Source organism: Kitasatospora sp. NPDC056446 (assembly GCF_042796115.1).
Taxonomy (GTDB): Bacteria; Actinomycetota; Actinomycetes; order Streptomycetales; family Streptomycetaceae; genus Kitasatospora.
Genome location: NZ_JBHTRF010000087.1, coordinates 8,851 through 34,275 on the forward strand (window position 1 = coordinate 8,851; position 25,425 = coordinate 34,275).

General features: G+C 74.3%; 22 protein-coding genes. 11 read left to right on the forward strand and 11 right to left on the reverse strand.

The features are described 5' to 3' along the window. Nucleotides 1-216 precede the first annotated feature (216 nt). The gene (locus tag ACFQ6N_RS34530) at nt 217-990 is read left to right on the forward strand and encodes an enoyl-CoA hydratase family protein (RefSeq protein ID WP_380657739.1); all 774 of its coding nucleotides are present in this window, start codon (nt 217-219) and stop codon (nt 988-990) included. 126 nt (nt 991-1,116) lie between these two features. Here ACFQ6N_RS34530 and ACFQ6N_RS34535 read toward each other — a convergent pair whose 3' ends face one another. Further along, nucleotides 1,117-1,887: a maleylpyruvate isomerase family mycothiol-dependent enzyme gene (locus ACFQ6N_RS34535; RefSeq protein WP_380657740.1), complete on the reverse strand. Its 771-nt coding sequence runs from the start codon at nt 1,885-1,887 to the stop codon at nt 1,117-1,119. Between the two features lie 227 nt (nt 1,888-2,114). Here ACFQ6N_RS34535 and ACFQ6N_RS34540 point away from each other — a divergent pair, with 227 nt between their 5' ends. Next, nucleotides 2,115-2,870 (forward strand): acyltransferase, encoded by a 756-nt coding sequence (locus ACFQ6N_RS34540; RefSeq protein WP_380657742.1) that lies wholly within the window; start codon nt 2,115-2,117, stop codon nt 2,868-2,870. A gap of 201 nt (nt 2,871-3,071) precedes the next feature. Beyond that, nucleotides 3,072-3,434, forward strand: a complete 363-nt coding sequence (locus ACFQ6N_RS34545; RefSeq protein WP_380657744.1) for a peptidoglycan-binding protein — start codon at nt 3,072-3,074, stop codon at nt 3,432-3,434. A 180-nt stretch (nt 3,435-3,614) separates the two neighbouring features. Here the strand turns inward: ACFQ6N_RS34545 and ACFQ6N_RS34550 are convergent, their stop codons facing one another. Further along, nucleotides 3,615-4,988 carry a PucR family transcriptional regulator gene (locus tag ACFQ6N_RS34550; protein ID WP_380657745.1) on the reverse strand — a complete coding sequence of 458 codons (1,374 nt, stop codon included), beginning with the start codon at nt 4,986-4,988 and terminating at the stop codon, nt 3,615-3,617. 201 nt (nt 4,989-5,189) lie between these two features. Here ACFQ6N_RS34550 and ACFQ6N_RS34555 point away from each other — a divergent pair, with 201 nt between their 5' ends. Continuing rightward, nucleotides 5,190-6,113: an esterase/lipase family protein gene (locus ACFQ6N_RS34555; RefSeq protein WP_380657774.1), complete on the forward strand. Its 924-nt coding sequence runs from the start codon at nt 5,190-5,192 to the stop codon at nt 6,111-6,113. Between the two features lie 137 nt (nt 6,114-6,250). Here the strand turns inward: ACFQ6N_RS34555 and ACFQ6N_RS34560 are convergent, their stop codons facing one another. After that, nucleotides 6,251-6,844, reverse strand: coding sequence for a HutD family protein (locus ACFQ6N_RS34560; protein WP_380657746.1), 594 nt, complete (start codon nt 6,842-6,844; stop codon nt 6,251-6,253). 161 nt (nt 6,845-7,005) lie between these two features. Next, the gene (locus ACFQ6N_RS34565) at nt 7,006-8,214 is read right to left on the reverse strand and encodes an MFS transporter (RefSeq protein ID WP_380657748.1); all 1,209 of its coding nucleotides are present in this window, start codon (nt 8,212-8,214) and stop codon (nt 7,006-7,008) included. Nucleotides 8,215-8,405: 191 nt separating this feature from the next. Here ACFQ6N_RS34565 and ACFQ6N_RS34570 point away from each other — a divergent pair, with 191 nt between their 5' ends. Both ACFQ6N_RS34570 and ACFQ6N_RS34575 read left to right on the forward strand, forming a co-directional pair. Further along, nucleotides 8,406-9,590 (forward strand): ROK family protein, encoded by a 1,185-nt coding sequence (locus ACFQ6N_RS34570; RefSeq protein ID WP_380657776.1) that lies wholly within the window; start codon nt 8,406-8,408, stop codon nt 9,588-9,590. A 143-nt stretch (nt 9,591-9,733) separates the two neighbouring features. Further along, complete coding sequence (locus tag ACFQ6N_RS34575) at nt 9,734-10,888, forward strand: PLP-dependent cysteine synthase family protein (protein WP_380657750.1); 1,155 nt, start codon at nt 9,734-9,736, stop codon at nt 10,886-10,888. A gap of 35 nt (nt 10,889-10,923) precedes the next feature. On the opposite strand, the gene ACFQ6N_RS34580 is transcribed toward ACFQ6N_RS34575, so the two are convergent. Continuing rightward, nucleotides 10,924-11,463 carry a DUF4267 domain-containing protein gene (locus ACFQ6N_RS34580; protein WP_380657751.1) on the reverse strand — a complete coding sequence of 180 codons (540 nt, stop codon included), beginning with the start codon at nt 11,461-11,463 and terminating at the stop codon, nt 10,924-10,926. Between the two features lie 115 nt (nt 11,464-11,578). Between ACFQ6N_RS34580 and ACFQ6N_RS34585 the strand changes: the two genes are divergently transcribed. After that, a complete protein-coding gene (locus ACFQ6N_RS34585) occupies nt 11,579-12,160 on the forward strand; it encodes a TetR/AcrR family transcriptional regulator (RefSeq protein WP_380657752.1) in 582 nt (193 codons plus the stop codon). 114 nt (nt 12,161-12,274) lie between these two features. Here ACFQ6N_RS34585 and ACFQ6N_RS34590 read toward each other — a convergent pair whose 3' ends face one another. The 4 genes from ACFQ6N_RS34590 to mscL all read right to left on the reverse strand — a co-directional run bounded on the left by ACFQ6N_RS34590 (nt 12,275) and on the right by mscL (nt 17,911). Further along, a complete protein-coding gene (locus tag ACFQ6N_RS34590; RefSeq protein ID WP_380657753.1) occupies nt 12,275-14,836 on the reverse strand; it encodes a right-handed parallel beta-helix repeat-containing protein in 2,562 nt (853 codons plus the stop codon). Nucleotides 14,837-15,083: 247 nt separating this feature from the next. After that, on the reverse strand, nt 15,084-15,959 hold the full coding sequence (locus ACFQ6N_RS34595) for an MOSC domain-containing protein (protein ID WP_380657755.1): 876 nt from the start codon (nt 15,957-15,959) through the stop codon (nt 15,084-15,086). Between the two features lie 239 nt (nt 15,960-16,198). Beyond that, on the reverse strand, nt 16,199-16,984 hold the full coding sequence (locus tag ACFQ6N_RS34600; RefSeq protein WP_380657756.1) for a DUF6643 family protein: 786 nt from the start codon (nt 16,982-16,984) through the stop codon (nt 16,199-16,201). A gap of 480 nt (nt 16,985-17,464) precedes the next feature. Further along, nucleotides 17,465-17,911: a large conductance mechanosensitive channel protein MscL gene (mscL, locus tag ACFQ6N_RS34605; RefSeq protein ID WP_380657758.1), complete on the reverse strand. Its 447-nt coding sequence runs from the start codon at nt 17,909-17,911 to the stop codon at nt 17,465-17,467. Between the two features lie 502 nt (nt 17,912-18,413). Here mscL and ACFQ6N_RS34610 point away from each other — a divergent pair. From ACFQ6N_RS34610 to ACFQ6N_RS34620, 3 genes are all read left to right on the forward strand, one after another. Further along, nucleotides 18,414-19,577 carry a glycosyltransferase family 4 protein gene (locus tag ACFQ6N_RS34610; protein WP_380657760.1) on the forward strand — a complete coding sequence of 388 codons (1,164 nt, stop codon included), beginning with the start codon at nt 18,414-18,416 and terminating at the stop codon, nt 19,575-19,577. Nucleotides 19,578-19,744: 167 nt separating this feature from the next. Beyond that, complete coding sequence (locus ACFQ6N_RS34615; protein ID WP_380657762.1) at nt 19,745-20,419, forward strand: thiol:disulfide interchange protein DsbA/DsbL; 675 nt, start codon at nt 19,745-19,747, stop codon at nt 20,417-20,419. 89 nt (nt 20,420-20,508) lie between these two features. Beyond that, nucleotides 20,509-21,384 carry an alpha/beta fold hydrolase gene (locus tag ACFQ6N_RS34620; RefSeq protein ID WP_380657764.1) on the forward strand — a complete coding sequence of 292 codons (876 nt, stop codon included), beginning with the start codon at nt 20,509-20,511 and terminating at the stop codon, nt 21,382-21,384. A 35-nt stretch (nt 21,385-21,419) separates the two neighbouring features. Here ACFQ6N_RS34620 and ACFQ6N_RS34625 read toward each other — a convergent pair whose 3' ends face one another. Both ACFQ6N_RS34625 and ACFQ6N_RS34630 read right to left on the reverse strand, forming a co-directional pair. After that, nucleotides 21,420-22,166: an SAM-dependent methyltransferase gene (locus ACFQ6N_RS34625; RefSeq protein ID WP_380657766.1), complete on the reverse strand. Its 747-nt coding sequence runs from the start codon at nt 22,164-22,166 to the stop codon at nt 21,420-21,422. Between the two features lie 79 nt (nt 22,167-22,245). After that, entirely contained in the window at nt 22,246-23,394 is a 1,149-nt protein-coding gene (locus tag ACFQ6N_RS34630; protein ID WP_380657768.1) for a glycosyltransferase, read from the reverse strand. Between the two features lie 57 nt (nt 23,395-23,451). On the opposite strand from ACFQ6N_RS34630, the gene ACFQ6N_RS34635 reads away from it, so the two are divergent. Further along, nucleotides 23,452-24,222: a glutamate racemase gene (locus ACFQ6N_RS34635; protein WP_380657770.1), complete on the forward strand. Its 771-nt coding sequence runs from the start codon at nt 23,452-23,454 to the stop codon at nt 24,220-24,222. The last annotated feature ends 1,203 nt before the right edge of the window (nt 24,223-25,425 follow it).

The window sequence follows — 25,425 nt, forward strand, 5'->3', positions numbered from 1 at the left end:
TGTGTGGGCCGTGGTGGGCCCCGGGGGGGGGCGGGGGGGTTCGGGGGGGGGGGGGGGGGGGGCTTGGGGCGGGGCGGGGGGAGCGCCCCCGTGGGGGTCGGGGGGGGCTCGGGCCGTGGGGTGGGTGGGCGTGCCAGCGGGGGCGGGGCGCGGCCCGGCCCCCCGGCCCCGCGCCCGCAGTCCGACCCACCCTCAGCCGGAAGGCAGGCCCCGCCGATGACCAGCGCAGAGCCCTTCGTCCGCGTCAGCACCGCCGACGCCGTCACCACGCTCACCCTCGACTCGCCGCACAACCGCAACGCGCTCTCCACCCGCCTGATGGCCGAGCTGCACGCCGGCCTGGCGGTGGCCGCGGCCGACCCGGAGGTCCGTGCCGTGGTCCTCGGGCACACCGGCAAGGTGTTCTGCGCGGGCGCGGACCTCTCCGAGGCGACCGGTGCGGACCCGACGGTCGGCCCGCGCGGCCTGGTGGAGCTGCAGCGGGCGATCGTGGACTGTGCCAAGCCGGTGATCGCCGTCATCGACGGGCACGTCCGGGCGGGCGGCCTCGGCCTGGTCGGCGCGGCGGACCTGGCGGTCGCCGGGCCGGCCTCGACCTTCGCCTTCACCGAGGTCCGGCTCGGCCTCGCGCCCGCCGTCATCTCGCTGCCGCTGCGCCCCAAGCTGGAGCCCCGGGCCGCCTCCCGCTACTACCTCACCGGCGAGGTCTTCGACGCGGCCGAGGCCGCCCGGATCGGTCTGATCACCAGCGCCGCCGAGTCCGCCGAGGACACCGGCGTGGTGCTGAAGGGCCTGCTGGACGCGCTGCGCCAGGGCTCCCCGCAGGGGCTGGCGGAGTCGAAGCGGCTGGCCAACGCGGATGTGGTGCGCTCCTTCGAGCGGGACGCCGACGAGCTGGTCCAGCTGTCGGCGCGGCTGTTCGGTTCCGCCGAGGCGCAGGAGGGCATGCGGGCGTTCCTGGAGAAGCGGCCCGCGCGCTGGGTGCGCTGACCGCTGGTGCGCTGACCGCTTACCGCCGGGTGCGCCGGCCGCTGGGCACGCCAGCCGCCAGGTGCCGCAGGCGCGCCCACGCCTCGGCGGGTCCCGTCCCCGCCCGTGGCACCCGGTCGGCGGGCGTCACGACCAGCGGACCGTCGCCGCGTCGCGCCAGAGGTCGAGCAGGTCCGGGTCGCCGGCCCTCTCTACCTCGGGGGCCTGCTCGGCGGTCAGCCGGTTCCACAGCAGCAGGTAGAGCACGCGGGCGGGGCCGGTGAGGGTCAGGTCGGCGGGCTCGGGGCTCTCGTCGGTGGTGACGGCCGGCGGCTCCTGGGTGATCGTCACCAGCCAGGATCCGGGGCCGTCGGTGGCCCGGATCCGAAGGGTGCGCGGCCGCTCGCTGCGCAGCGTGGACCGGCTGCGGCTCATGAAGGCGCGCACCAGCTCGTCGATGCCGTCCAGGGCGAGCGCGGTGTCCACGGCGGGACCGGGCAGGCCGGCGGCCTCGTCGGCGTCGTGGCGGTGGACTGCGGTCTCGTGGGCCTGGCGCCGGGCCCAGAACGCCAGTGGGCTGGGCGCGGCCAGGAAGCTCCAGCACTCGGTGTCGGCCGGGGCGCGGGTGAGCGCGTCCACCAGGGCGGCGTGGCCCGCGCGGTACCAGTCGAGCAGTGCGGCGTCGTCCGGCATGGGCCCGACGGCGGCCTGCGCGTCCGCCTCGTCCATCGGCGCCGGCAGGCCCTTGGACAGGGTGGCGGTGGCCCAGCGGTGGACGTAGCCGATGTGCCGCAGCAGGTCGCCCAGCTGCCACTCCGGGCAGGTGGGGACGGGCGCGGCCAGGTCGGTACGGGCGGCGGCCTCGGCGAGCCGGGTGCCCTCGAGGCGCAGGGCGTCGATGTGCGCGGTGATCTCCATGGGGCGGAGTCTTCCACCGGCGGGTGTCGCGGGTCGCGGGTTTCGGACATTTCTTCGAATGGTCGGTGAGGGGTTCCCCGGGGTGGCCGGTATCGGCCCGGACGGCTGCTGCGGACAGTGCCGCAGACGGCTCCCGCGGACGGCTCCCGCGGACGGGGTGAACGGGGCGGGTGTGACGTTGGCCGCCCCGCGCCCGGGCGCCTGCTACGGGCCGGTAACGTGAGCGCATGCCGATAACCCGCTCGCTCCTCTCCGCCGTCCGGGCAGGTGGCCGCCGTGCTGCCGGGCGCCTCGTCCACCGGGGCTGGCGCTGGGTGCAGCGGACCGGCGCCGTGACCAACCGGAGCCCGGGGCCGTACCGGTTCGGCGAGCTGGGGGACGGCACGACCCTCGCGTTCCCGCTCGGGGCGGTGTTCAACGAGCAGTGGATCACCATCGGGCCGTTCTCGATCATCGGCGAACGGGTCACCATCAGCGCCGGGTTCCTGCCCGGCCTCGACCTCGGGCCGGAGCCGATCGTGCGGATCGGCGGCGGCTGCGTGATCGGCCGGGACAGCCACATCGTCGGCCACCAGTCGATCGTGCTCGGCGACGACGTGTGGACCGGGCCGGGCGTCTACATCTCCGACCAGGCGCACGAGTACCGGTCCACCGACCTGCCGATCGGCAAGCAGTGGCCGCGCAACGAGCCGGTGGAGATCGGCGCGGGCAGCTGGATCGGCACCGGCGCGGTGATCCTGCCGGGGGCGCGGATCGGCCGCAACGTGGTGGTCGCGGCGGGCGCGGTGGTGCGCGGCGAGGTGCCCGACCACAGCGTGGTCGCCGGGGCGCCGGCCAAGGTGGTCCGCCGCTGGACCGAGGAGGAGGGCTGGCAGCCGCCGCTGCGCCACGACGCGCCCCAGCCGGTGCCGGACGGCGTGACGGCGGAGCAACTGCGGGCCCTGGTCGGATGGGACCTGAGGCTGCCGGGGGAGCAGGGCTGACGAGGGAGCGGAGCCGCCGGGCGAGCCGGGCTGCCGCCGGACGAGCAGGGCTATCGCGGGGCGAGCCGTGCTGGCGAGGGCTTTGCCGATCTTTTAGCCGGAATCCCGGGATCTCCGGCCGGAGCCCCCGTTCTTCTGATGAATCGTCGGCTAGGGTGCCGCATGTTCGATCTTCATCGACCTTTTCAACGGGGGATTTCCATGCGCAACCGTCTCGTCGGCGGCCTCGTCACCGCCGGACTCGTCCTGGCGGCCGGGATCGCGACCGCGCCCGCCGCCTCGGCCCAGGCCTCGCAGTACTGCGGCTACACCGGCGCCCAGCCCACGCTTCGCTACAACTCCACCGGTGACGCGGTGAAGCAGCTCCAGTGCGAGCTCAACCACGTCACGTACTCGTCCTGGAACAGCCACTTGGACGAGGACGGGGACTGGGGCAACGCGACCGACGCGGCGGTCCGGCGGTTCCAGGGGTGCACCGGGCTCGGGCAGGACGGCATCGTCGGCCCGCAGACCTGGGACAAGCTGAACGGCTGGGTGCTGACCCACGGCTGGATCAACTGCTGAGTCGGGGACCGGAAAGCCGGAGCGGGTGGGTCCGGGGCGGGTGGGTCCGCTCGCCCGGCCCGCTCGCCCGGCCTGGTCCCTCACCGGTGCTCGCGCCGTCGCCGACGTCGCTGTCGTTGTCAGGGTGGTGGCGGCGCGGGGTGCCGGGCCCGGTTTTCGTGGAGCTGTGAAACGGCGGAACTACCGTACGGGAGCGGTCTGTTCGACGGTCCGGGCGGCGAGGGCGGCGGTGAGCCGCAGGACGTCGGCGGGGTGCGTCGGGTCCAGTCCGGTCAGTGCGGCGATGCGGCGCAGCCGGTAGTCCACGGAGTTCGGGTGCAGGTGCAGCGCGCTCGCGGTGAGCCGACGGTTGAGCCCGCCGGCCAGGTGGGTGCGCAGGGTGGTCAGCAACTCCCCGGCGTCGGCGAGCGGTTCGAGCAGGGCGGCGAGCGGGGCGAGCGCCCGACTGGGCCGCGTCAGCTGGTACTCCAGCAGGACGTCCTCCAGCCGGTGCAGACCGTGCGGGCGGCCGAACGCCCGCGCGACGTCCAGGACTTCGTACGCGAGGGCGGCTGCCTCGGGAACCTCGGCGGGGACGGCCGCGGCCGCTCCGGCCAGGACGGGTGCTCCGGCCGCCCGGGCCGCCGCGGCGAGGGTGGCGGCGAGGTGCGGCCAGGGGGCCTCGGCGGCGGTGGCGTCGGACGACTCCGGTGAACCCGGCGGCACGGACTCCGCGGGCTTCGGCGGGTGCGGCGGGTGCGGCGGCTCCGAGGGCCGGTCGAGCGGGACGAGCACGATCCCGCCCGAGGGGGTGAGTGCGGTGAGGGCCGACTGCCGGGTGCGGTGGTCGAGTTCGGCGCCGAGCCGGCGGAGTTTGCGACGGGCGGCGATGCCGGGGTCGACACCGGGGGAGTGTTCGTCCGGATGGTCGGCGACGGACAGGCAGAGCACGGCGTAGCGCAGGGGCAGCCGGAGCCCGGCCCTGGCCGCGGCCTCGTCGGCGGCGGTGCCCGCGAGCAGTGCGGTGAGCAGGGACTGCCGGGCCGCGTACGGCCGGTCACCGCTCGGGCGGCGTCCTTCCAGGTAGCCCGCGCCGGCGGCGGTGGCGGCCTGGCGGAGCTGGTCGAGCAGCAGCCGGTTGAGCACCAGCAGTCCGCCGGCGTCGCCCTCCCGGGCGTGCCGGGTGACGAACTCCCAGCAGACCTCCAGTCCCAGGTGGTGGGCGAGCAGGACGGCGTCCAGCGGCAGGCCCTCCTCGGCGCGCCGGGCGGCGGCCTCCCGGACGGCGGTGAACTCCTCGGCGGGGGCGGGCAGTCCGGTGCGGACGGTGTGGGCGAGGGCGCGGATCCGGCGCTCGGTGTCGCGGGTGAGCTCGCCGACGACCTGTTCGCGGGGCAGGCGGCGGTAGACCGGCACGCGGTCCAGCAGGGCGGCGACCACGGTCTCGGCCAACTCGCGGACACCGCAGAGGAGTCGCTGGTCGGCCGGGCGGCCGCCGATCACCGGGACGCGCCAACCGGGCGCCTGGGCGCCGGTGTCCGGGGGCGGGCAGTGGGGTGCGTTGTGACCGGTCACAGGAAACACCGTCCAGGTCTGGGGGACACCCAAGGGCCGGGCCGGAGGGGCGACCGCATGATGGAGCCACTCGGGTTACCTGTTGGTAACAAACTTCCACTGTGGAGGCAACAGTTGAGAACCCCACTTCTCCGCTTCTCCGCAAGTCCCTTGCGCCGCAGTCTCAGTGGCACCTTCAGTGCGGCCCTGCTGGTGGGCGTCCTGCTGGCGGGCGCGACGGCTGTGCCCGCGAGCGCGGCCCCGGTCGGTACGGCGGCCGCGGCTGTTCCGGCGGCTTCCGCTCAGGGCGCTCAGGCCGCTTCGGGTGCTTCCGGTACGGCTGCCGGACTGCCGCCCGACGGTGACACGGTGGCCTCGCCGCCCGGTGCCAACGACTGGACCTGCCGACCGACCGCCGCCCACCCCGACCCGGTCGTCCTGGTGCACGGCACCTTCGCCAACCGCTACGAGAACTGGCTCGCGCTCTCGCCGCTGCTCAAGAGCCTCGGCTACTGCGTCTTCGCCCTCGACTACGGGACCGTTCCCGGCGTCACTTCCACCGGCAGCGGCCTGCTGCTGCCGATCGGCGGACTCGGCCCGGTGCCGGAGTCGGCGGCCCAACTCGCCCGCTTCGTCGACCTGGTGCGGAACGCGACCGGTGCGGCGAAGGTCGACATCGTCGGACACTCGCAGGGCGGCATGCTGCCGAACTACTACCTGAAGTTCCTCGGCGGCGCGTCCAAGGTCGGGAAGCTGGTCGGGCTGGCACCGTCCAACCACGGCACGACGCTCGACGGGATCACCAACCTGGTGCCCTACTTCCCGGGCGTCGCGGACCTGATCTACACCGTCTGCCAGGCCTGCCGGGACCAGGCGGTCGGCTCCGACTTCAACAAGGCGATGGCCGCCCGGCCGGACACCGTGCCGGGTGTGAGCTACACGGTGGTCTCGACCGTGTACGACGAGGTCGTCACCCCCTGGCGGACCCAGTTCCTGAGCGGACCGGACGTCGACAACGTGGTGCTGCAGAACCACTGCCCGATCTCGCTGGTGGAGCACGTCGGGATCGCGTTCTCGCCGACGGCGCTGCACCTGGTCACCAACGCCCTGGACCCGGCGCACGCCACGCCGGTGCTCTGCGGCTGAGCCGGCCGACGGCGCTCCCGCCCTCGAACTCTCGGGGGCGGGAGCGCCGTCGTCGCCTGACGCCTGACGCCTGACGCCTGTCGCCTGTCGCCTGTCGCCTGTCGCCTGTCGCCTGTCGTTCGTCGGCGCGCCGGCGGTCAGTGGGTCGTACGGAAGGTGATGACGGCGGTCACGCCGTCCGGGAGGAGCGGGAGGAGTTCGTGCGTGCCCGGTGCGTCGAGCAGCACGGCGTCGAAGCGGGCGAGTTCGACGGCCTCGGTGCCGCCGAGGACCGCCGAGCCGGACAGGCAGACGAGGAGGACGGTGCCGGCGGCCGGGACCTCGACGGTGATGGTGGGCGCGGTCGCCAGGTCCACGGTGGCCGCGACCCGCCCCCGACGCGTCATCACGTTGAAGTCCACCACGGGGCCGGCCAGCAGTCGGCAGTCCGTGGTGGCGTCGCCGGAGAACGGGAACGGCCGGTACGGTGCGTCGACCACCTGCTCGACGCCGTCGACGGTGAGGGCCATGCCGGCGCCGTCGACCAGGGTGATCACCCGGTCGATGCCGGGGAACGGGGAGAACGGTCCGGCGGTGGCGACGTCGGCCAGGCTGACCCGCCAGTCGAAGCGGTCCAGCCCTGCCCCGGCGGGGAATCCGGCGACCTCCCTGGTCACCCCGCCCCCGTTGAGCCACGCCGTCGCCGGGCGCTCGCTCGCCCGCAGTACCTGGAAGCGTTCGCTGGTCGTCATGGCCCCGCATCCTGCCACTGTGCGGGCGGTGCTGACAGCGGCGGGGGTGTGCGGCCGGTGGCAGCGGAGGGACGACAGCAGACAGCAGACAGATGACAACAGACAGATGACAAATTTCAGATGTTGAAATCTGTCATCTGAAATCTGTCGCCTGTCATCTGTTACCCGTGATCCGTCATGTGCCGCCCGCCGCCCGTCACCCGGGCCCGTCGCCCGACGGACAGCGGGAGGAGCGCCGCCGCCGTCGCCGCGACGGCGACCGTGGTGAGGGCCAGCGGCAGTCCGGCCGCGTCGGCGAGGAAGCCGATCACCACCGGGCCGATCAGCATCCCGCCGTAGCCGAGCGAGGAGGCGAGTGCGACGCCCTGAGGACCGCCCGCCTCGCCGGCCCGGGCAATGGCGAGCGGGAAGAGGTTGGCCAGGCCGAGCCCGACCAGGACGAACCCGCAGATCGCCAGTGGTGCCGCCGGCGCGAGCGCCGCGACGAGCATGCCCGCCGCCGCCGTCAGCCCGCCGAGCAGCATCAGCCGGGTCTGCCCGAGCCGGATGGACAGCCAGGTGCCGCTGACCCGCCCGCCGGCCATCGCGAACGCGTACGCGCCGTAGCCGGCGGCGGCCACCGCAGGGCTCGCGTGGACGTCGTCGGTGAGGTGGAGGGTGGTCCAGTCGGCGATCGCGCCCTCGCCGTACGCGGTGCACAGCGCGGTGAGGCCCAGCAGCAGCACCAGTGCGCGGACGTGCGGTCGGCCCGTCCCGCCTGCCGTGCGTTCCGTCCCGCCGGTCGGTCGCGTGGGCGCGACGAGCGGCGCCGCCGGGCTGCGCAGGAGTACGACGCCCGCGCCGACGGTGACGGCCGCGCCCAGGAACCCGCTGAGCGCGAGGGCCCACGCGGTGCTCAACGGCCCGGCGAGCAGGCCGCTGACGCCCGTGCCGACCAGCCCGCCGAAGCTGTACCCGGCGTGGAAGCTGGGCATGACGGGTCGTCGCAGCTGGGCCACCAGGTCCACGGCGGCGCTGTTCATCGCGACGTTGGCCCCGCCGTACCCGGCGCCGAACAGCAGCAGCGCGGCGCCGAGCGAGGCGACCGAGTGGGTGTGTGCGGGCAGCAGGACGGCGAGGCTGAGGAGGGCGAGCGAGGCGACGGTCACCGGGCGCGAGCCGTACCGTAGGCAGAGCCGTCCGACCATCGGCATGGTGAGGACCGCGCCGACCGACAGGCACAGCAGGGCGAGTCCCAGGGCGCTGTGCGAGGCGTTGACCTGGCTGCGGACGTCCGGGATGCGGACGACCCAGGCGGCGAAGAGGAAGCCGTCGACGGCGAAGAACGCGGTGAGCGCGACACGTGCGGGGCCCCAGGGGCTGTCGGTCACCGGGGGTGTGCTGCGAGACTGGGTGGAGCGGCGGTCCGGTACGGAATGGGCGCGGATTTTGTTTCGAAGCGACACAAAGTCACAATAGGGCCGTGCAGCTCTCACCATCAAGCCCGAGGCCCGGCACCGGGAACGACGCCGACGCGCAGCGCGACGGCCACCGCCGCGCGGCCCCCGACCGTGGTCGGACGCTGCTCGGTCCCGCGCTCTCGCTGATCCACACCGGCCAGACGCCGACCCGCTCGGCCCTCACCCGCGCCCTGGACGTCACCCGGGCCACGGCCGGCGCGGTCACCGCCGAGCTGGAGGCGCTCGGCCTGATCACCGTCGACTCACGCCCGGCCGGCGGCGGCCGGGGCCGCCCCTCGCACCGGCTCGCGATCGACCCGCTGGGCCCGGTCGTGGTCGCCGGGCAGATCCACGCCGACGGGCTGAGCGTCACCCTGGCCGGTCTCGGCGGACTGCTCGACCCGCCCGTCCACCTGCCGCTGCCCGCCGCCACCGACCCGGTCCGGATGCTGCGCGCCGTGGCCGAGGCCGGTGCCGGACTCGCCCGCGCGACCGACCGCCGCTGCCTGGGCGCCGCGCTCGCGCTGCCCAACCCGGTCACCGAGCCGGACGGCACCGCGCTGGCCGCGCTGCACTTCGCCTGGCCCAGCGGCACCCCGGTCGCCGACCTGTACGACGTCGAGGTCGGCCGCGCCGACCACGGACCGAACGCGCTGCGCCCGCTGCCCGCCGCGATCGCCAACGACGCCAACCTCGCCGCGCTCGCCGAGTACCGGCACGGCGCCGGTCGCGGCGCCCGCCACCTGCTCTTCGTCACCTCCGGCCACCGGGGCGTCGGTGGCGCGCTGGTGATCGACGGCCACCTGCACACCGGCAGCGCCGGCCTGGCCCTGGAGGTCGGCCACCTGACCGTCGACCCGCAGGGCCGGCCCTGCATGTGCGGCAACCGCGGCTGCCTCAACTCCGAGACCGACCCCGACGCGCTGTTCGCGGCGGCCGGGCTCACCCCGGAAGCGGGCCGCCCGCTGCTCGACCAGGCGCGCGAGCTGTGCCGGGCCGCCGCCACGGACGACCGGGCGCGCGCGGCGGTGGAGCACGTCATCGACCGGCTCGGGCTCGGGCTGGCCGGTGTCGCCAACATCCTCAACCCCGACCGGGTGGTCCTCAGCGGCCTGCACCTCGACCTGCTGGAGGCCGCGCCCGAGCGGCTGCGGGCGGTGGTCGCCGACCGCAGCCTGTGGGGACGCAGCGGACGGGTGCCGATCGTCGGCGCCGAGCTGGCGCACGGCGCGCTCGCCGGCGCGGCCGAACTGGGCTGGGGGCCGTACCTGGCGGACCCGCAGTCGGTGCCCGTCCAGATGGGCTAGGCCCGGGCTGGGCCGTACGGCCCCCAGTGCTTATGGGGCGTCCGGGCGATAAGCGGAACCTGGGTCTTCGACAACGGTCACTTATCGTGACCGTCATACACTCGTAGTGAGCAATGGGGGGCCACTACGAGGGAGAAGCGACCATGAGCACCCAGCCCGCCGCCGAGCGCGGCTATGAGCGGGACGTTCAGCGCGGCATCGAGCCGACCGTCGACGTCGACCGCTCCGACCAGGAGTACCGCTCCTGGCTCAAGGAGGCGGTGCGCAAGGTCCAGGCCGACGCCAACCGCTCCGCCGACACCCACCTGCTGCGCTTCCCGCTCCCGGCCGAGTGGGGGATCGACCTCTACCTCAAGGACGAGTCCACCCACCCGACCGGCTCGCTCAAGCACCGGCTGGCCCGCTCGCTCTTCCTGTACGGGCTCTGCAACGGCTGGATCCGCCCCGGCAAGCCGGTGATCGAGGCCTCCAGCGGCTCCACCGCCGTCTCGGAGGCCTACTTCGCCCAGCTCGTCGGGGTGCCGTTCATCGCCGTCATGGCCAAGAGCACCAGCCAGGCCAAGATCGACCTGATCCAGTTCCACGGGGGCGAGTGCCACCTGGTCGAGCGTTCCGACGAGGTGTACGAGGCGTCCGCCCGGCTCGCCGAGGAGACCGGCGGGCACTACATGGACCAGTTCACCTACGCCGAGCGGGCCACCGACTGGCGCGGCAACAACAACATCGCCGAGTCGGTCTTCGCCCAGCTGCGCCTGGAGCCGCACCCGGAACCGGCCTGGATCGTCGCCACCGCCGGTACCGGCGGCACCTCGGCGACCATCGCCCGGTTCGTCCACTACATGCAGTACGACACCCGGATCTGCGTCGCCGACCCGGAGAACTCCTGCTTCTTCGACGGCTGGGTGCGCCATGACCCGGACGCCGTCTGCGACAGCGGATCGCGGATCGAGGGCATCGGGCGGCCCCGGATGGAGCCGAGCTTCGTCCCGGGGGCGATCGACCGGATGATGCGGGTGCCGGACGCCGCGTCGATCGCCGCCGTACGGATGCTGGAGCAGGTCCTCGGCAAGAAGGCGGGCGCCTCCACCGGGACGGGCCTGTGGAGCGCGCTGCGCATCGTCGCCGAGATGCGCGAGGCCGGGCGGACGGGCAGCGTGGTAGGGCTCATCTGCGACCCGGGGGATCGTTACCTGGACAAGTACTACTCGGACGACTGGCTGGCCGCCGAGCGGATCGACATCGTGCCCTACCGGGCGGCACTGGAGTCCTTCCTCGCCGGCGGCCCCTGGGCGGGCTGACGCCGCAGGCGGTCCGGGGCCGCCAGGCAGACCCGTCAAGCCGTCCGGCGGGTCTGCCGCGCCGGTCGGCTCGCCCGGCTCGGCCGGGTCGGCCGGGTCGGCCGGGCGCTCTCGCCGTGGCGCTCGGTGAGCAGCAGTCCGGCCGTCACCGCGACCACGGCGGCGGTCGCGGCGTGGATGCCGAGCGCGGCGGCGGTCGAGCCGTGGTGGGTGAGCACGGTGAGGGCGTCGCCGGCCGGGATCAGCACATCGACGAGCAGCAGCCAGCCCAGGGCCCGCCGTCGGCCGGTGCACAGCAGGACCAGCGGGGCGATGCCGGAGGCGAGGTCGCGGATGCCCTTGAGGTCGAGGAAGGCCGCGGCCCCGCCGTGGGGCCACTCGGGCAGGCCGAAGCCGGCGGCGGTGCTCTCCGGTGCGACGAGGTAGCTGATGCCGACGTAGCCGATGCCCAGGGCGGTCAGCACGGTCAGGATGTCGGCGATCCGGGTGCGGGTGCGGCTGCTGCCGGTGCTGCCGGTGCTGCCGGTGGTGGCAGCAGTGCTGGTGGTGCTGAGGGTGCTGGTGATGCCGGACATGGGTCCCCCCTTGGGATCGGATGTCTCGCGCCGCTCCGTTATCTAGCGCCGCTAGGAACGAGAATGAAGCTAGCGTGGTCGTTGCTCGATTGTCTAGCGCTGCTAGGATCCGGTTATGTCGATTCATCAGCGCCGCGAGCGCGACCGTGCAGAACGGCACCGACTGATCATCAGGACCGCCCGGGAGCTGGCCGAGGCCGAGGGCTGGGACGCGGTGACGACCCGCCGGCTGGCGGAGCGGATCGAGTACAGCCAGCCGGTGCTCTACAGCCACTTCGCGGGCAAGACCGAGATCGTCGCGGCCGTCGCGGTGGAGGGCTTCGCCGATCTCGCGGTGGCCCTGAGGGCCGTCGCGGACGGGGAGGCCGGGGCGGGCGGTCCCGGGGCGGCGTTCGCAGCGGTGGCCCGGGAGTACCTGGCGTTCGGGCTCGCCAGCCCGGCGCTCTACGACGCGATGTTCACCCTCGCCACCGACCTGCCGTTCGGCCGGCCCGAAGCGCCGGCGCCGCTCAAGGAGGCGTTCGCGGCGCTGGCCGTGACCTTCGCGCAGGCCGCGGGGGAGGAGGATCCGGAGCTGTTCACGGAGGTGGGCTGGGCTTCACTGCACGGGTTGGTGACCCTCGCGCGGGGCGGTCGGCTCCGGCCGGACCTGGCCGAGGCGCGGGTGGAACTGCTGGTCCGTCGACTGCTGGGGTAGGCGGATGACAGATGACGGATGACAGATTTCAGACTCTGTCATCTGAAATCTGTCATCTGTTATCCGTCGCCTGAAACCTGTCGGCCCGCCACGCCCCTGCAGCCCGCGTCGCCCCTACGGCAGTGGTGCGGTCGGCAGGTCGGCCGGGACGAGCAGCTGGAGCTCTTCGGTGGACGGGTCGGCGAGGTGGGCGACCCGTACCGCGTGCCGCTCGACCATGGTCTCGAAGACCTGGCGCGCGGTGCGTCCGTTGCCGAAGTTGGGTCCGCGGTCCAGTCGCCCGAAGTGGTCCAGCAGCGCTTGCTCCGTGTCGTCGGAGAGCGCGTACTCGTGCTCCGCGCACTGGGCCCGGGCGATCTCCAGCAGCTCGCCCGCCGAGTAGTCGGGGAAGCTGACGGTGCGTGAGAAGCGCGACGAGACACCGGGGTTGGCGGAGAGGAAGCGTTCCATCTCGACGGTGTAGCCCGCGACGATGACGACCACCTCGTCGCGGTGGTCCTCCATCAGCTTGACCAGGGTGTCGATCGCCTCGCGTCCGAAGTCCCGTGCCCCGTCCTCGGGGGCGAGCGCGTACGCCTCGTCGATGAAGAGCACGCCGCCGCGCGCCCGGTCGAAGGCGGCCGCCGTGCGGATCGCGGTGGAACCGATGTGCTCGCCGACCAGGTCCACCCGGGCGACCTCGACCAGGTGCCCGCGCTGGAGGACCCCGAGCGAGGCGAGGATCTCGCCGTAGAGCCGGGCGACGGTCGTCTTGCCGGTCCCCGGGGCACCGGTGAAGACCAGGTGCCGGCGCAGCGAGGGTGCCTTGAGCCCGGCCTGGCGGCGGCGCCGGCCGACCGAGATCAGGTCGATCAGCGTGCGCACCTCCTGCTTCACGGTGGCCAGCCCGACCAGCGAGTCCAACTCGGCCAGGGCCTCGTCGGCCGGCCGGCAGTCCGGGATCGGGGAGATCGCCGCCGATGCGACCGCCGAGGGGGACAGGGCCGGGGCGGTGCCGGCGAGTTGGGAGGCCCGGGGCGACGGCACGTCCGTGCCCGCGAACGACGACCCGAACGACGACCCGAACGACGATCCGAGCCCAGGCCCCGCCCCCGGGCCGAGCCCTGACCCGCGTGCCGGCCCGAGGCCGGGGCCGAGCCCGGAGCCGGGCCCTGAACCGAGCCCCGCCCCTGGACCCGGTCCCGCCGCGAGCCCCGCCGCCGCCCCGACGTCGTCCGAGATGCAGCCCTCCGCGACCGGCCCCGGCTCGGAGAACTCGAACCCGGCCCGCTCGTTCTGCTCCGCCCGGCAGCGGATGAGCTGCGTCCGGCAGCCGTCGATGATGTGGAAGCCGAAGCCCTTGCCGTGCGAGACCCGGCAGTCCTCGAAGGTGCCCCGCCCCTGGGCCGAGACGTACACCCCGGCGTCGCTGCTGGCCCGGACGGTGCAGTCGCGCAGTACCGGGTCGGCGCCCTTGGTGACGATCACCCCGGTCGCGACGTCGGAGATCTCGCAGTCGGTGAGCAGCCCGCCGCTGCCGTGGTCGCGGAACCAGAGCCCGGTGCCCGCCTCCTGGACCCGGCAGGAGGCGAGGGAGACGGTGGCGCCGCCGCTGACGGAGACGGCGGAGCTGCGGATCCGGCTGAACGAGCAGCCCTCGGCGGTGGCGGCGGAGTCCCGGTCGAGGACGAACAGGGCGTCCGGCAGGTCGTGCAGGGAGCAGTCGGTGAGGGTGAGCCGGGCCCCGTCGCTGACCCACAGCGCCGGGTACTCGCCGGTGGAGCTGTGGATCTGGCTGGACTCGGCGACGGCTTCGGTGCCCTGGTCCCAGACCGACAGCGCCCCGCGCCCGAAGTCCCGGATGGTGCTGTTCACGAGGTTGAGCCGGGAGCGTCCGCGCAGGTCGGCGCCGTTCTCGGGCAGGTCGTGGACCCGGCAGCCGGTGAGGACGAGTTCGGCCTCGCCGTCCAGGGTCAGGCCGTTGCCGGTGACCCGGTGGATCTCGCAGTCGACCAGTCGGCCGCCCGCCTGCGCCTCGGCCTGGACGCCGCTGCCGCGGATCTCGTAGATCTCGCAGCCGGTGAGCTCGGCCGCGCTGCCGGGGTCGGAGAGCAGGACGCCGGCGCCGGAGGCGTGGTGGACGCGGCAGCGGTCGAGGACGGCGGTGGCGCCGCCGAGGACGGCGAGTCCGGCCTGGCCGGCGGCGGCGACCTCGCAGTCCTCGAAGACGGCGGCGGTTCCTTCGCCGCGCAGCCGGAGGCCGAGCCCGCCCGGGTTGGCGACCACGCAGCCGCGCAGGGCCGGCCGGGCGCCGGCGGAGACCTCGATGCCGGTCGCCGAGTGGGTCTCGACCCGGCAGCCGCTGAACGAGGGCGTGGCCTGCGCGCCGGTGACCAGGACAGCCGGGGAGGAGCTGTCGCCGCCCTCCACGACGAGGTCGCGGACGGTGGCGGCGGCGGTGACGGTCAGTGCCACCCCGGAGGCGGGTTCGATCCGTACGGTGCCGGGGCCTTGCGCGGGGACGATCGTCACCGCCTTGTCCAGCAGCACGTTCTCCCGGAAGGTGCCGGGCCGGACGGTCACGGTGTCGCCCGGTTCGGCGGCCGCCAGGGCCTCCGTGAGCGTGTCGTAGTCGCCCGCGCGGCGACGCCAGCGGGATGCGCTGTCCTGGGTGACTCGGACCCTGTGCTCAGCCATGACGGTCTGTCGTCCCCACCTTCGTCGAGCCGGCGATCAACGGGCCGAGTGCGCGGGGATGCGCGGGCCGTCCGCCCACCGTAGCGCGCTCACGTGGGTGGTCCGGCCGCCCGTTGTGGCGCGGACACCGGTAGAGCCCAGCGCCGCCACAGGTTCCGACCACTTGTTTCAACGAGCGCGCACAGCGGTGGTTCCGTCCGGCGGTGGTCCGCTGCCGGACGGACGCCCCCGGGGCGGTGGCCTGCGTTCAGCGCCCGTCGGCGGGCCAGTGCGCCCCGTCCTCCAGCACCTCGACGTCGTCGCCCAGGCGCAGCGTGCCGAGGACGTCCCCCTCGACGCCGGCCGGCCGCTCGGGGATCAGGTTCTGTCCGAACGCGGCCTTGCGCAGCAGCCGGTGGTGCCGGGCCAGGGTGCGCAGCGGCTCCTTGCCGCGCCGCTCGCCGGTCTCCTGGTCGGTGGTGGTGATGACGCAGCGCCCGCAGGGCTTGACCACCTTGAAGGTGAGCGCGCCGATCCGGATCCGGCGCCAGCCGTCCTCGGCCCAGGGGAGGGAGCAGCCGACCACCGCGTTGGGGCGGAAGCGCTCCATCGGCAGGGTCTCGTGGTCCTCCGGGTGCTCGGCGGCGATCAGTTCGTTGAGCCGGTCCAGGGAGGCGGTGGTGGTGAGCAGCAGCGGGAAGCCGTCGGCCATCGAGACCGTGTCGCCGGGCTCGCCGAACTCGGGGTCGACGGGCCGGGCGCGCGGGTCGTCCAGGTGCACGAGGCGGTAGTCGCCGAGGTGGTCGGCGATCCACTCGTGCGCCTCCTTGGCGGCCTCGGCGGCGCGGAAGCGGGTGCCCCAGACCTCGACGTCGGCGAGCGGGTCGCCGGCCGTGACGGTGGGGGCGGGGACCTCGATCCGGGAGCCGTCGGGGGCGGTCAGCGAGAGCGAGCCGTCGGGCAGGAGCCCGGGCCGGATCTGTCCGAGGGCGGCGTTCTCGCGCTGGCTGACGAAGCGCCCGGTCGGGTCGGCGAGCATCCAGCGGCGGTCTCCGGCCAGGCCCCAGGGGTGGACCGCGGCGGTGTCCGGGCTCAGGCGGTACATGGACTTGACGGGGTAGACGTGGAGTCCGGTGAGCTGCATTCCCCCATCCTGCCAGCAGCTTTCCGGTCGTACGCAGGCCCCCCGTACGCGTACGCACCCAGCCCGTGGCCCCCGTACGGGCCCGGAATGCGCACGGACCGCCCGGGACGCCGTGGGGGGCGTTCCGGGCGGTCCGTGGATGACCCGTTTCTCCGTTCGCCCGGCGCTCGGGGGTCGCCGGGTGGTGCTCAGGTGGTGCGGGTGCGGGCCGTGTGGGGGCCGGCCTCCGTGTCAGTGGTTCAGTAGCCCTGGCCCTGGGACTGGTAGCCGCCGTTGCCCTGGAACTGACCGGGCTCGCCGTACGGGCCCGGACGCTGCGGCTGCATCGGGCGGACCGGTGCGACGGGCGCCATGGCCGGGCGCAGCTGGGCGCCGCCGAAGGACTGGTCGCCGCCCTGGCCCTGGAAGCCGGGGCCGCCCGCGGCCTGGCCGCCGAAGGACTGCTGGCTCGCGAAGCCCTGCGGTCCGCCGGGCTGGCTCTGGCCGAAACCGCCCGGGCCGCCGGCCGGCTGCGCGCCGAAGGACTGCGGTCCGGCCTGGCCGCCGATGAAGGTGTTCTGGCCGCCGAAGCTCTGGCCGCCGGACGGCTGGTAGCCACCGCTGGCGGTCTGGGTGAAGGTCGGGGCGGCGGCCTGCGGTCGCTGGTACGGCTGGGGGGTGCCGTAACCGGGGACCGAAGGCTGCGGGGAGGCGTACGCCGGAGCGGGCTGCGCCGGGATGTACGCCGTGGAGGGGCCGGCGGAGGGGCCGCTGCTCGGGCCGGGGCCCAGGGCGAGGCGGGCGGGCGGCAGCGCGGGGAGGTTGCTGCCGGCGTTCTCGTACCCATTGCCGTAGCGGTTCTCGTAGGTCTGGCCGAGGCCGGATCCGTAACCGGGCGACATCGCCGGCGGCAGGGCCGCCGGCACGTTGATGGGTGCGATCTGGGGGACACCGCGCTCAGCCACGAGGCTGTCGTAGATCGGCGTGCCGGAGGAGAAGGACGGAGAGGGGTAGCCGACTCCGTCGTAGGAGCGGGGCGAGGTCATGGGGCATACGGTAAGCCCACAATGCGGCTGCTGAGGAGAGCGGGAGGGGGAGCAGTTCGAGTGTTTACACAGTCTTCGCTCGCACAAAAGTTTCGAAAGTAGGAAGAACGGACATACCGGAGCTCGGTTCCGGACAACCTTGGCGCCCCGTCAGTGATCGAACGGCGGCCGGACTGCGCCGCCGGACAGCCTTGTGGTGACCGGCCGGTGGACGCCCGAGGGCCCTGCGGAGAAACTTTTGCGGGCAGGGCGTGCGCGGGCGCATTCGAGCCCCCGCCGAGGGTGCGACGGGGGCTCGTGAATGTTTCGGGAATAAAGTCCCCGTCAGCGCGTTGACCGCGCGGTTCAAGCCGGTTCGATGGCCCTGACCTCCCGGTTCAAGAGCCCTGACCTCCCGGTTTCGAGGATCCTGACCTCCCGGTTCGGGTTGCCCTGGCTGCCACGGTCACGACCGGGGCGGGCCGGCCTTCGCCCCTCGGGTCAGTGCGACTGCAGCGCCTGGGCCTGCGCGGGCAGGCCCGGCTTGCCGATCTCCGAGGTGCAGAAGGAGCAGCGGGTCGCCGCGGCCGGGATCGAGCTGAGGCACTCCGGGCAGTCCGCCTTCGCGGCCGGAGCGGGCTTGGCCGATTCGAAGCGTGTCTGGAGCCTGCCGACCGGCAGCACCACGGCGAAGTAGATGACGGCGGCGGTGAGCACGAAGCCGATCACCGCGTTGACGAAGAGGCCGTACGGGAAGCGGGTGCCGGCCACCTCGAAGGTCTTCTGCGTGAAGTCGCCGACGGCCCCGGACGCGACGCCGACCAGCGGGGTGAGGAAGGCGCTGACGAACCCGGTGACGACGGCGGTGAAGGCCGCGCCGATCACGATGCCGACCGCGAGGTCCACCACGTTGCCGCGCAGCAGGAAGCTGCGGAATCCCTTGAACACCGGGCGACTCCAAATCCGTACGGGGAAGGGGGAGATGGGGCGGCACGGGTGGCGCCCCGGCCGGACATCCTGCCGAGCGTTCCGGGCCGAGGTCCAACCGCGTTCACCCGATCCGCGTAACCGGGTCCGGGCCGCGGGGTGGCGGGCCGGGCGGTGCGCGGGCGCTCCGCGTACGGGCCTATCGGGGCGGCGGGCACGGCTGACCCGACCGTGTGACACCGGACTTGACGTGGGCCCCGACGGGCGGTGGCGCGTCGACGGCACGGCGGGGGAGCCGCCCGGAGGTGCGGCGCTTCGGAGGAGGTGCGGCGCGACGGGGGGTACGGCGCGACGGAGGCGAACCGGAGCGCGGCAGGGGGTGAGACGGGGCGCACGGCGGTCGCAACCGGCGCACGACGGCGGCTCTCTGGCGCACATCCGGTGTACAAGCGCGGGCAGATGGGCCACCACCAGGTTGCGCGAAGGGGCTGTACCGGGCGGGGCACTGTGCCAAGGTCGGTCCATGCCCGACCATATGTCGGCCGATCCGGCCGGAACCCGTCCGCGCGTCCTGCACCTGATCAGTGATTCGCGCCGCGGCGGCGCCCAGAACTTCGCCCGTGACCTCCACCGGGAACTGGGCCGCCGGGGCCAGTCCTCCGCGCTGTGCGCCCTCGCCCCGCTCCCGGCCGTCCACCCCGGAAGCGCGGAGGCCGACCCGGGAGACTGTCCCGACGTCTCCGGCCTGCGCACCGCCGCCGTCCTCGGCCCGGGCCGACTGCGCCCGAGCACCCTGCGGGCGCTGCGCTCCGCCGCGCGCGCCGCCGACGTCGTGCTCGCCCACGGCTCCGACACCCTCGCCGCCTGCGCCCTCGCCCTGGCCGGCACCCGCACCCCGTTCGTCTACGTCTCCGTCGGCCACCCCCGCTACTGGACCGCCAGCCGGTTGCGCCGGGCGCGCGGCGCCGCGCTGATGCACCGGGCCGCCGCCGTCACCACGCTCACCGACGAGGCGCGCGACGTCCTGGAGGGGCAGTTCGCGCTGCCCGAGGGGAAGGTGCACGTGATCCCCAACTCCCGTGCCGCCGAAAGCTATCCGCCCGCCGACGGCCGGGACGACCGCCGTGCGGCCCGGCATGCGCTGGGCCTGCCGGCCGACGTCCTGCTGGTCGCCTGGATCGGCGCGATAGCGCCCGAGAAGCGGCTCGACCTCGCCCTCGACGTCCTGGACCGGCTGCCCGACGTGCGGCTCGCCATCGCCGGTGACGGCCCGCTGCGCGAGGCGCTGGCCCGCCACCCGGCCGCCGCCCGCGCCCACTTCCTCGGTCCGCTGCCCGACCCGGCCCCGCTCTACCGCGCGGCCGACGCCCTGCTGCTCACCAGTGACAGCGAGGGCGTGCCCGGCGCGCTGATCGAGGCGGCGCTGGCCGGCGTGCCCGCCGTCGCCACGGACGTCGGCTGGGTGCGCGAGGTCGTCCGGGACGGCGCCACCGGCGCGCTCGTCGCGCCCGGGGACCCGCTGGCCCTCGCCGAGGCGCTGGGCAAGGTGCTGGCGGTCAACCGGGCCGGCCTCGGCGCGGCCGCCCGGGCGCACGCGTTGGAGCACTTCGAGGTGGGTGCGGTGGTCGACGCCTGGCAGAGCCTGGTCGCCGAGGTGTGGACGGCGGGCGCGGAGCCGGCCGACTGACGGCGGCCGGTCGCGGGGTGACCGCGGGCCGCCCGCCTGCCCGCCCATGCATCCCCGGCCGCCCGCCCGTGCGTACCCGGCCGCCTGCTGCGCCGTTCGGACGAATCCCGGCCCGACGCTCCGCAGCGACTCGCCGGTAACGAACCGTCACCAGCACACTGCCCGGTGTGAACTCGAAGTCGCTGCTGCGGTCCACCGTCCTGCTCGCCGTTGCCGCCGGGATCGCCGTATCCCCCCTCCAGGCCGGCGCGGCCACCCACCAACCCCCCTCCGAGGGTTCCCAGTTCGTCAAGCTCGACCGGCCGCAACCGGTGCGCGAGAGCGCCCGGACCGAGGCGGTCGAGTTCTTCTGGTACGACTGCGGCCACTCCCAGGCGCTGGAGGCTCCGCTTCAGGCCTGGAGCGAGAAGCACCGCGAGGACGTCGCGTTGACGCGCGTCCCGGCGATCTGGCCGGGCAGTCCGGAGGAGAACGTCCAGCGCGGCCACGCGCGGCTGTACTACACGCTGGAGCGCCTCGGCCTGGTCGACCGCCTCCAGGTCAGCGCCTTCCGGGCCGTCCACAACGACGGCGTCGACCTGACCACGGAGGCCGGCTCCACCGACTGGGCCGTCCGGCAGGGCGTCGACGGCCGGCTCTTCGGGCAGGCCTACCGCTCGGCCGAGGTGCGCCGCTCGGTCGACGGCGCCGCCGAGGCCTTCGTCCGCTACGGCGTCAACGAGCTGCCGACGGTCGTCGTCCAGGGCGAGTACCGGACCTCGCCGACCAAGGCCGGCGGCGTCGAGGCGATGCCCGAGGTGCTCGACTACCTGGTGCAGCAGGAGCAGCTGAAGACGGGCTGACGGCGAAGGACAGGTGACATCGGATCAGCTCGCTCACGCGTCCCGCCCAGGGGCTTGTCTAACCATTCAAATGCTGTTTAATGGTTAGCATGAGCGAGCTGACGATCCCCCAGGTCCACCACCGCCACGTCGACGTCGACGGGCTGCGCGTCTTCTACCGCGAAACCGGCCCGGCCGACGCCCCCGTCCTCCTGCTGCTGCACGGCTTCCCCTCCGCCTCCCACCAGTACGCCCGGCTGATGGACGCGCTCGGCACCCGCTACCGCCTGATAGCACCCGACTACCCCGGCTTCGGCCACAGCGACAGCCCCGCGCCCGACGCCTTCGGCTACCGCTTCGACACCCTCGCCGACGTGATCGAGGGCTTCTGCCGCACCCTCGGACTGGACCGCTTCGCGCTCTACGTCTTCGACTTCGGCGCCCCCGTCGGCCTGCGACTGGCCACCCGCCACCCGGAGTGGATCACCGGCCTGGTGGTCCAGAACGGCAACGCCTACGAGGAGGGGCTCTCCGACCAGGCGAGGGAGTTCATCGCCAACCGGCGCGGCGTCCCGGGTGCCGCCGAGGCCGCCCGGTCCATCCTCACGCTGGACATCACCCGCGGCCAGTACGAGGGCGGCACCGGCGACCCGAGCCTGGTCGCCCCCGACGGCTGGACGCTCGACCAGCACTTCCTCGACCTCCCGGGCCGCAAGGACATCCAGGTCGAACTCGCCCTCGACTACTTCTCCAACGTCGAGCTGTACCCCGCCTGGCAGGCCTGGCTGCGCGCCGACCAGCCGCCCGCGCTGATCGTCTGGGGGCGCAACGACCCCTTCTTCACCGAGGCCGGTGCCCGCGCCTACCTGCGCGACCTGCCCGAGGCCGAGCTGCACGTGTTCGACACCGGGCACTTCGCACTGGAGGAGAAGCTGCCCGAGATCGCCCCGCTCATCGACGACTTCCTCGCCCGCACGCAGAAGTAGCCGGTCACGTGCGGGCGTTCGGCCCGCCGGGGCGCTCAGTCGCGGCGCAGCAGGTACGTGACGAAGCCGAGCGTCCCCCGGTAGCCGTGCAGCCACTCGGCCCGGTGGCGGTCCGCCGCCTCCCGCGCGATCGCCGCGTCCGGGTGGTCCGGGTGGTCCAGCGCCCACTCCGCCAGCGAGCCGGTCCAGGAGAACTCGTAGTCGTCCCACTCCCGTTCCGTGCTGACGTGCCCGTACACCGGCGTCCAGCCCTCCCGGATGACGCGGTCGGTGGTGGTCGCCAGATCCGCGAAGTCCTCCCGGTCGGCACCCAGCCCGTCCAGCGTGGCCCGGGACGGTTCGCGCTGCCAGAACCCCTCTCCGACCAGCAGCCGGCCGCCCGGGGCGAGAAGCCCGCCGACCGCCGCGAGGGTCGGCAGCAGCCCGCCGAAGGCATGGGTGGAACCGACGCACAGCACCAGGTCGAAGGGCTCCCGCGAGGTGAACTCCCGGGCGTCCAGGTGGTGCAGGCCGATCCGGCGGATGACGCCGAGCGCGGCCGCCGCCTGCCGGGCCCGGGCCAGCGCGCGGGTGTCCAGGTCCACGCCCACGGCCCGCCAACGGGGGTTCGCCGCCAGCGCCCGGACCAGCCAGGCGCCCTCGCCGCACGCGAGGTCCAGCGCCCGGCCGTCCCTGCTCCCGGCCGTCGCGCGGTCCAGCAGCCGGGCCACCGACCCGTCCGCCAGCGGGGCCGCGATCGGGTGGTGGGCATGGGCGAGGCGGGATATCAGCTGACGGTCCATCCGAGCAGTATGGAGCGGATCCGCGCGCCGCGCGGGGGAAATCCGCGGGGCGCCCGCTCCGCCCCCGAACGGCCGGGCGTCACGCCCGCGAGTAGGTCCGGCCCTTCCATGCCGCGCCCCGGCCCCGCCAGTGCTGCACCGCGGAGTCGACCGTCATCAACAGGTACATCCCCGCCGTGAACGGCAGCAGCAGCGCCGCCGGCGCGGGCTGCCCGTAGTACCGGACCATCGGCAGGTACGTGCCCGCCATCACCGCCCACGCCGCCCCGCCCGCCGCGGCCACCGCCGGGGCCCCCGCCACCAGCCCCGCCACCGTCGCCACCGGCGGCACCAGGTACATCAGCACCAGGCCCAGCACCGTCCCGAGCAGCAGCAGCGGAGAGTGCCGGAGCTGGGCGTACGCGCTGCGCGACACCATCCGCCACAGCTGCTCCAGCCGCGGGTACGGCCGGACGCTGTCCACCTCCCCGGCGAGGCCCAGCCAGGTCCGGCCGCCGGTGGCCTTCACGGCCTTCGCCAGCGACACGTCGTCGATCACCGCACCCCGGATCGCCGCCACCCCGCCGGCCCGCTCCAGCGCCTCCCGCCGCACCAGCGAGCAGCCGCCCGCCGCGGCGGCCGTCCGGGCGCCCGGACGGTTGCTCCGGCGGAACGGGTACAGCTGGGCGAAGAAGTACACGAAGGCCGGCACGATCAGCCGCTCCCAGCCGGACTCCACCCGCAGCCGGGCCATCTGCGACACCAGGTCCAGGCCGTTGCTCTCGGCTGCGGCCACCAGCTCGGCCAGTGAGTCGGGGCCGTGCGCGATGTCCGCGTCCGTCAGCAGCAGGTACTCGACGTCCGGACCGGCCAGCTCCACACCGTGCCGCACCGCCCACAGCTTGCCCGTCCAGCCGGGCGGCAGCGGGGGAGGGGTGGTGACGGTCAGCTCCAGGCCGTCGATCGTCCGCAGCTCCGCCGCCAGCGCGCCCGTGCCGTCCGAACTGTGGTCGTCCACCAGGATGACCCGGGCCGGCCCCGGGTACTTCTGCGCCAGCAGCGTCGGCAGGCTCAGCGGCAGCACCGCCGCCTCGTCCCGGGCCGGGACCACGATCGCCACCCGCGGCCGGCGGGCGGGGGGACGACGCGGCGGCAGTCGCACGTCGGTGCGCCAGAACAAGCCGTGGCAGCACGCCAGCCAGGCCCAGACCAGCAGGGAGAACGCGGCGATCCACAGCAGCACGGTCACTCCGGCAGTCTGCCGCACAACGGGGCCGGGCGAGCGGATCGACTAAAGTCTTGAGCCGTGAAGATCGCACTGATGGACTCCGGAATCGGCCTGCTGGCCGCCGCCGCCACCCTGCGGAAGCTGCGCCCGGACGCGGACCTGGTGCTGTCCTCCGACCCCGCCTCGATGCCCTGGGGGCCGCGTACGCCCGAAGAGGTCACCGAGCTCGCCCTGGGCTGCTCCCGGGCGGCCGCCGCGCTCGGACCCGACGCGCTGGTGGTCGCCTGCAACACGGCCTCCGTCCACGCGCTCGACACCCTGCGCGCCGAACTGGAGCCCGGACTGCCGGTGATCGGCACGGTCCCCGCCATCAAGCCCGCCGCCGCGCTCGGCGGCCGGGTCGCCATCTGGGCCACCCCGGCCACCACCGGCAGCTCCTACCAGCGCGGACTGATCCGGGACTTCGGCGGCACGGCGGACATCACGGAGGTCGCCTGCCCGGGCCTCGCCGACGCGGTCGAGCACGGCGACGACGAGGCCATCACGGCCGCGATCGCCGACGCCGCCGCCCGTACCCCGGCCGGCATCGACGCCGTCGTGCTCGGCTGCACCCACTACGAACTCGTCGAGGAGCGCATCCGCGCCGCCGTCGCGCCGACCGCCTCCCCGGCGCTCGTCCTGCACGGCTCCGCCGACGCCGTCGCCGCCCAGGCCCTCCGGCGGGCCGGCGACCCCACCCGTACGGGGACGGGCACCCTCACCGTCCTGCACGCCGGTGTCCCCGCCACGCTCCCCCCGGCCGCCGCGCTCTACCCGCAGGGCGGCATCCTGGCCACCCTCATCGGCTGACCGCCGGAGGCGGATAGGGAGCGGCAGCCGGCCCCCGGGCTCCAGGCCCCGGCCCCAGGCAGGCCCCCGGCCCCCAGCTCCAGGTCCTCGGCAGGCCCCCGGCCCCGCCCCCGGCTCCCGGCAGACCCCCGGCCGCCGCGCTCTACCCGCAGGGCAACATCCTGGCCACCCTCATCGGCTGACCGCCGGAGGCGGATAGGGAGCGGCAGCCAGCCCCCGGCTCCAGGTCCCCGGCCCCCAGCAGGCCCCCGGCCCCGTCCGCCGGAGTGGCGGGGGCCCTGGGGACGGCCGGGGCTCGCCGCGCCAGGGAGGTCCGGGCGGCCCCGACGGGCCGCCGGCCGTCTGGCGGCCGATGCCCGCGCGCGCCTGCCCGCGCAGCCTCGATTCGGTCCGGATATCCGGAACAGGCCGGATCCGCCGCAGGTGCCGACTGCGGAGAATACGACAATCGACCGGGCCAGGTGTCGCGGAATTTCCGCCGCCGCGACCCGCCGTCGAATTCCGGAGCCTGACGGGTGAATTCGGGACCGCCTTTCCCGAGAGCCGCCCAGGCTGGCCCGCGCCCGGAAAGTCGGCCGGTTCGACTTCCTGTGTCGGGAGGGGTTACCACGCAGGTCAGGTGAATCTACTCGCGTAGAAATCTCGGGCTCCCGGGTCGGTCCTTGAGGGCTGCGCATGGGAAGTCGGTCAGGCCGACTTCTGGTGCGAGCCGGCGCCGGTGGCACGGTCGGCTTCCCCGGGTGCCGCGTGCTGCACGGGAAGTCGGCCGAGTCGACTCCCCGTGCGGCGGCAGGATGTCCGGCCGGGATCGTGGCAGCGGTAGCTACCCGCGTAGATCGATCGAATGGGGCTGCGCTGTCCTGCGGCGCGAGAAGTCGGAGGGGTCGACTTCCTGTGCAGTGATGCGCAATGGGGCGTGGTGCTCTGCGCGAGAAGTCGGCCAGGCTGACTTCCGGTGCCGAATTCCAGGTCTCTCTACTCGCGTAGATTTCCCGAGGTCCCCGAGGGATGGGCTCCGTGCGTGGACGGAATTGTGCCGGAGCGGCATTCCGAGTGCCCATGAGGTAATCGGCCCGGAAAGCCGAGGCAAGGGAAATCGGCGCGGGGGGCGGGGGGCCCGCCCCCCGCCCCCCCCCCCGCGGGGACGGGGGGGGGGGGGGGGGCCCCCCGGGGGGGGGGGGGGGAAAGCCCGGGGAAGTGTAG

Bases quoted from the DNA above. Each gene is read 5' to 3' on its own strand.
- ACFQ6N_RS34530 (WP_380657739.1), top strand. From the start codon at position 217: ATGACCAGCGCAGAGCCCTTCGTCCGCGTCAGCACCGCCGACGCCGTC.
- ACFQ6N_RS34535 (WP_380657740.1), bottom strand. From the start codon at position 1,887: ATGGAGATCACCGCGCACATCGACGCCCTGCGCCTCGAGGGCACCCGG.
- ACFQ6N_RS34540 (WP_380657742.1), top strand. From the start codon at position 2,115: ATGCCGATAACCCGCTCGCTCCTCTCCGCCGTCCGGGCAGGTGGCCGC.
- ACFQ6N_RS34545 (WP_380657744.1), top strand. From the start codon at position 3,072: ATGCGCAACCGTCTCGTCGGCGGCCTCGTCACCGCCGGACTCGTCCTG.
- ACFQ6N_RS34560 (WP_380657746.1), bottom strand. From the start codon at position 6,844: ATGACGACCAGCGAACGCTTCCAGGTACTGCGGGCGAGCGAGCGCCCG.
- ACFQ6N_RS34575 (WP_380657750.1), top strand. From the start codon at position 9,734: ATGAGCACCCAGCCCGCCGCCGAGCGCGGCTATGAGCGGGACGTTCAG.
- ACFQ6N_RS34580 (WP_380657751.1), bottom strand. From the start codon at position 11,463: ATGTCCGGCATCACCAGCACCCTCAGCACCACCAGCACTGCTGCCACC.
- ACFQ6N_RS34585 (WP_380657752.1), top strand. From the start codon at position 11,579: ATGTCGATTCATCAGCGCCGCGAGCGCGACCGTGCAGAACGGCACCGA.
- ACFQ6N_RS34590 (WP_380657753.1), bottom strand. From the start codon at position 14,836: ATGGCTGAGCACAGGGTCCGAGTCACCCAGGACAGCGCATCCCGCTGG.
- ACFQ6N_RS34595 (WP_380657755.1), bottom strand. From the start codon at position 15,959: ATGCAGCTCACCGGACTCCACGTCTACCCCGTCAAGTCCATGTACCGC.
- ACFQ6N_RS34600 (WP_380657756.1), bottom strand. From the start codon at position 16,984: ATGACCTCGCCCCGCTCCTACGACGGAGTCGGCTACCCCTCTCCGTCC.
- ACFQ6N_RS34610 (WP_380657760.1), top strand. From the start codon at position 18,414: ATGCCCGACCATATGTCGGCCGATCCGGCCGGAACCCGTCCGCGCGTC.
- ACFQ6N_RS34620 (WP_380657764.1), top strand. From the start codon at position 20,509: ATGAGCGAGCTGACGATCCCCCAGGTCCACCACCGCCACGTCGACGTC.
- ACFQ6N_RS34625 (WP_380657766.1), bottom strand. From the start codon at position 22,166: ATGGACCGTCAGCTGATATCCCGCCTCGCCCATGCCCACCACCCGATC.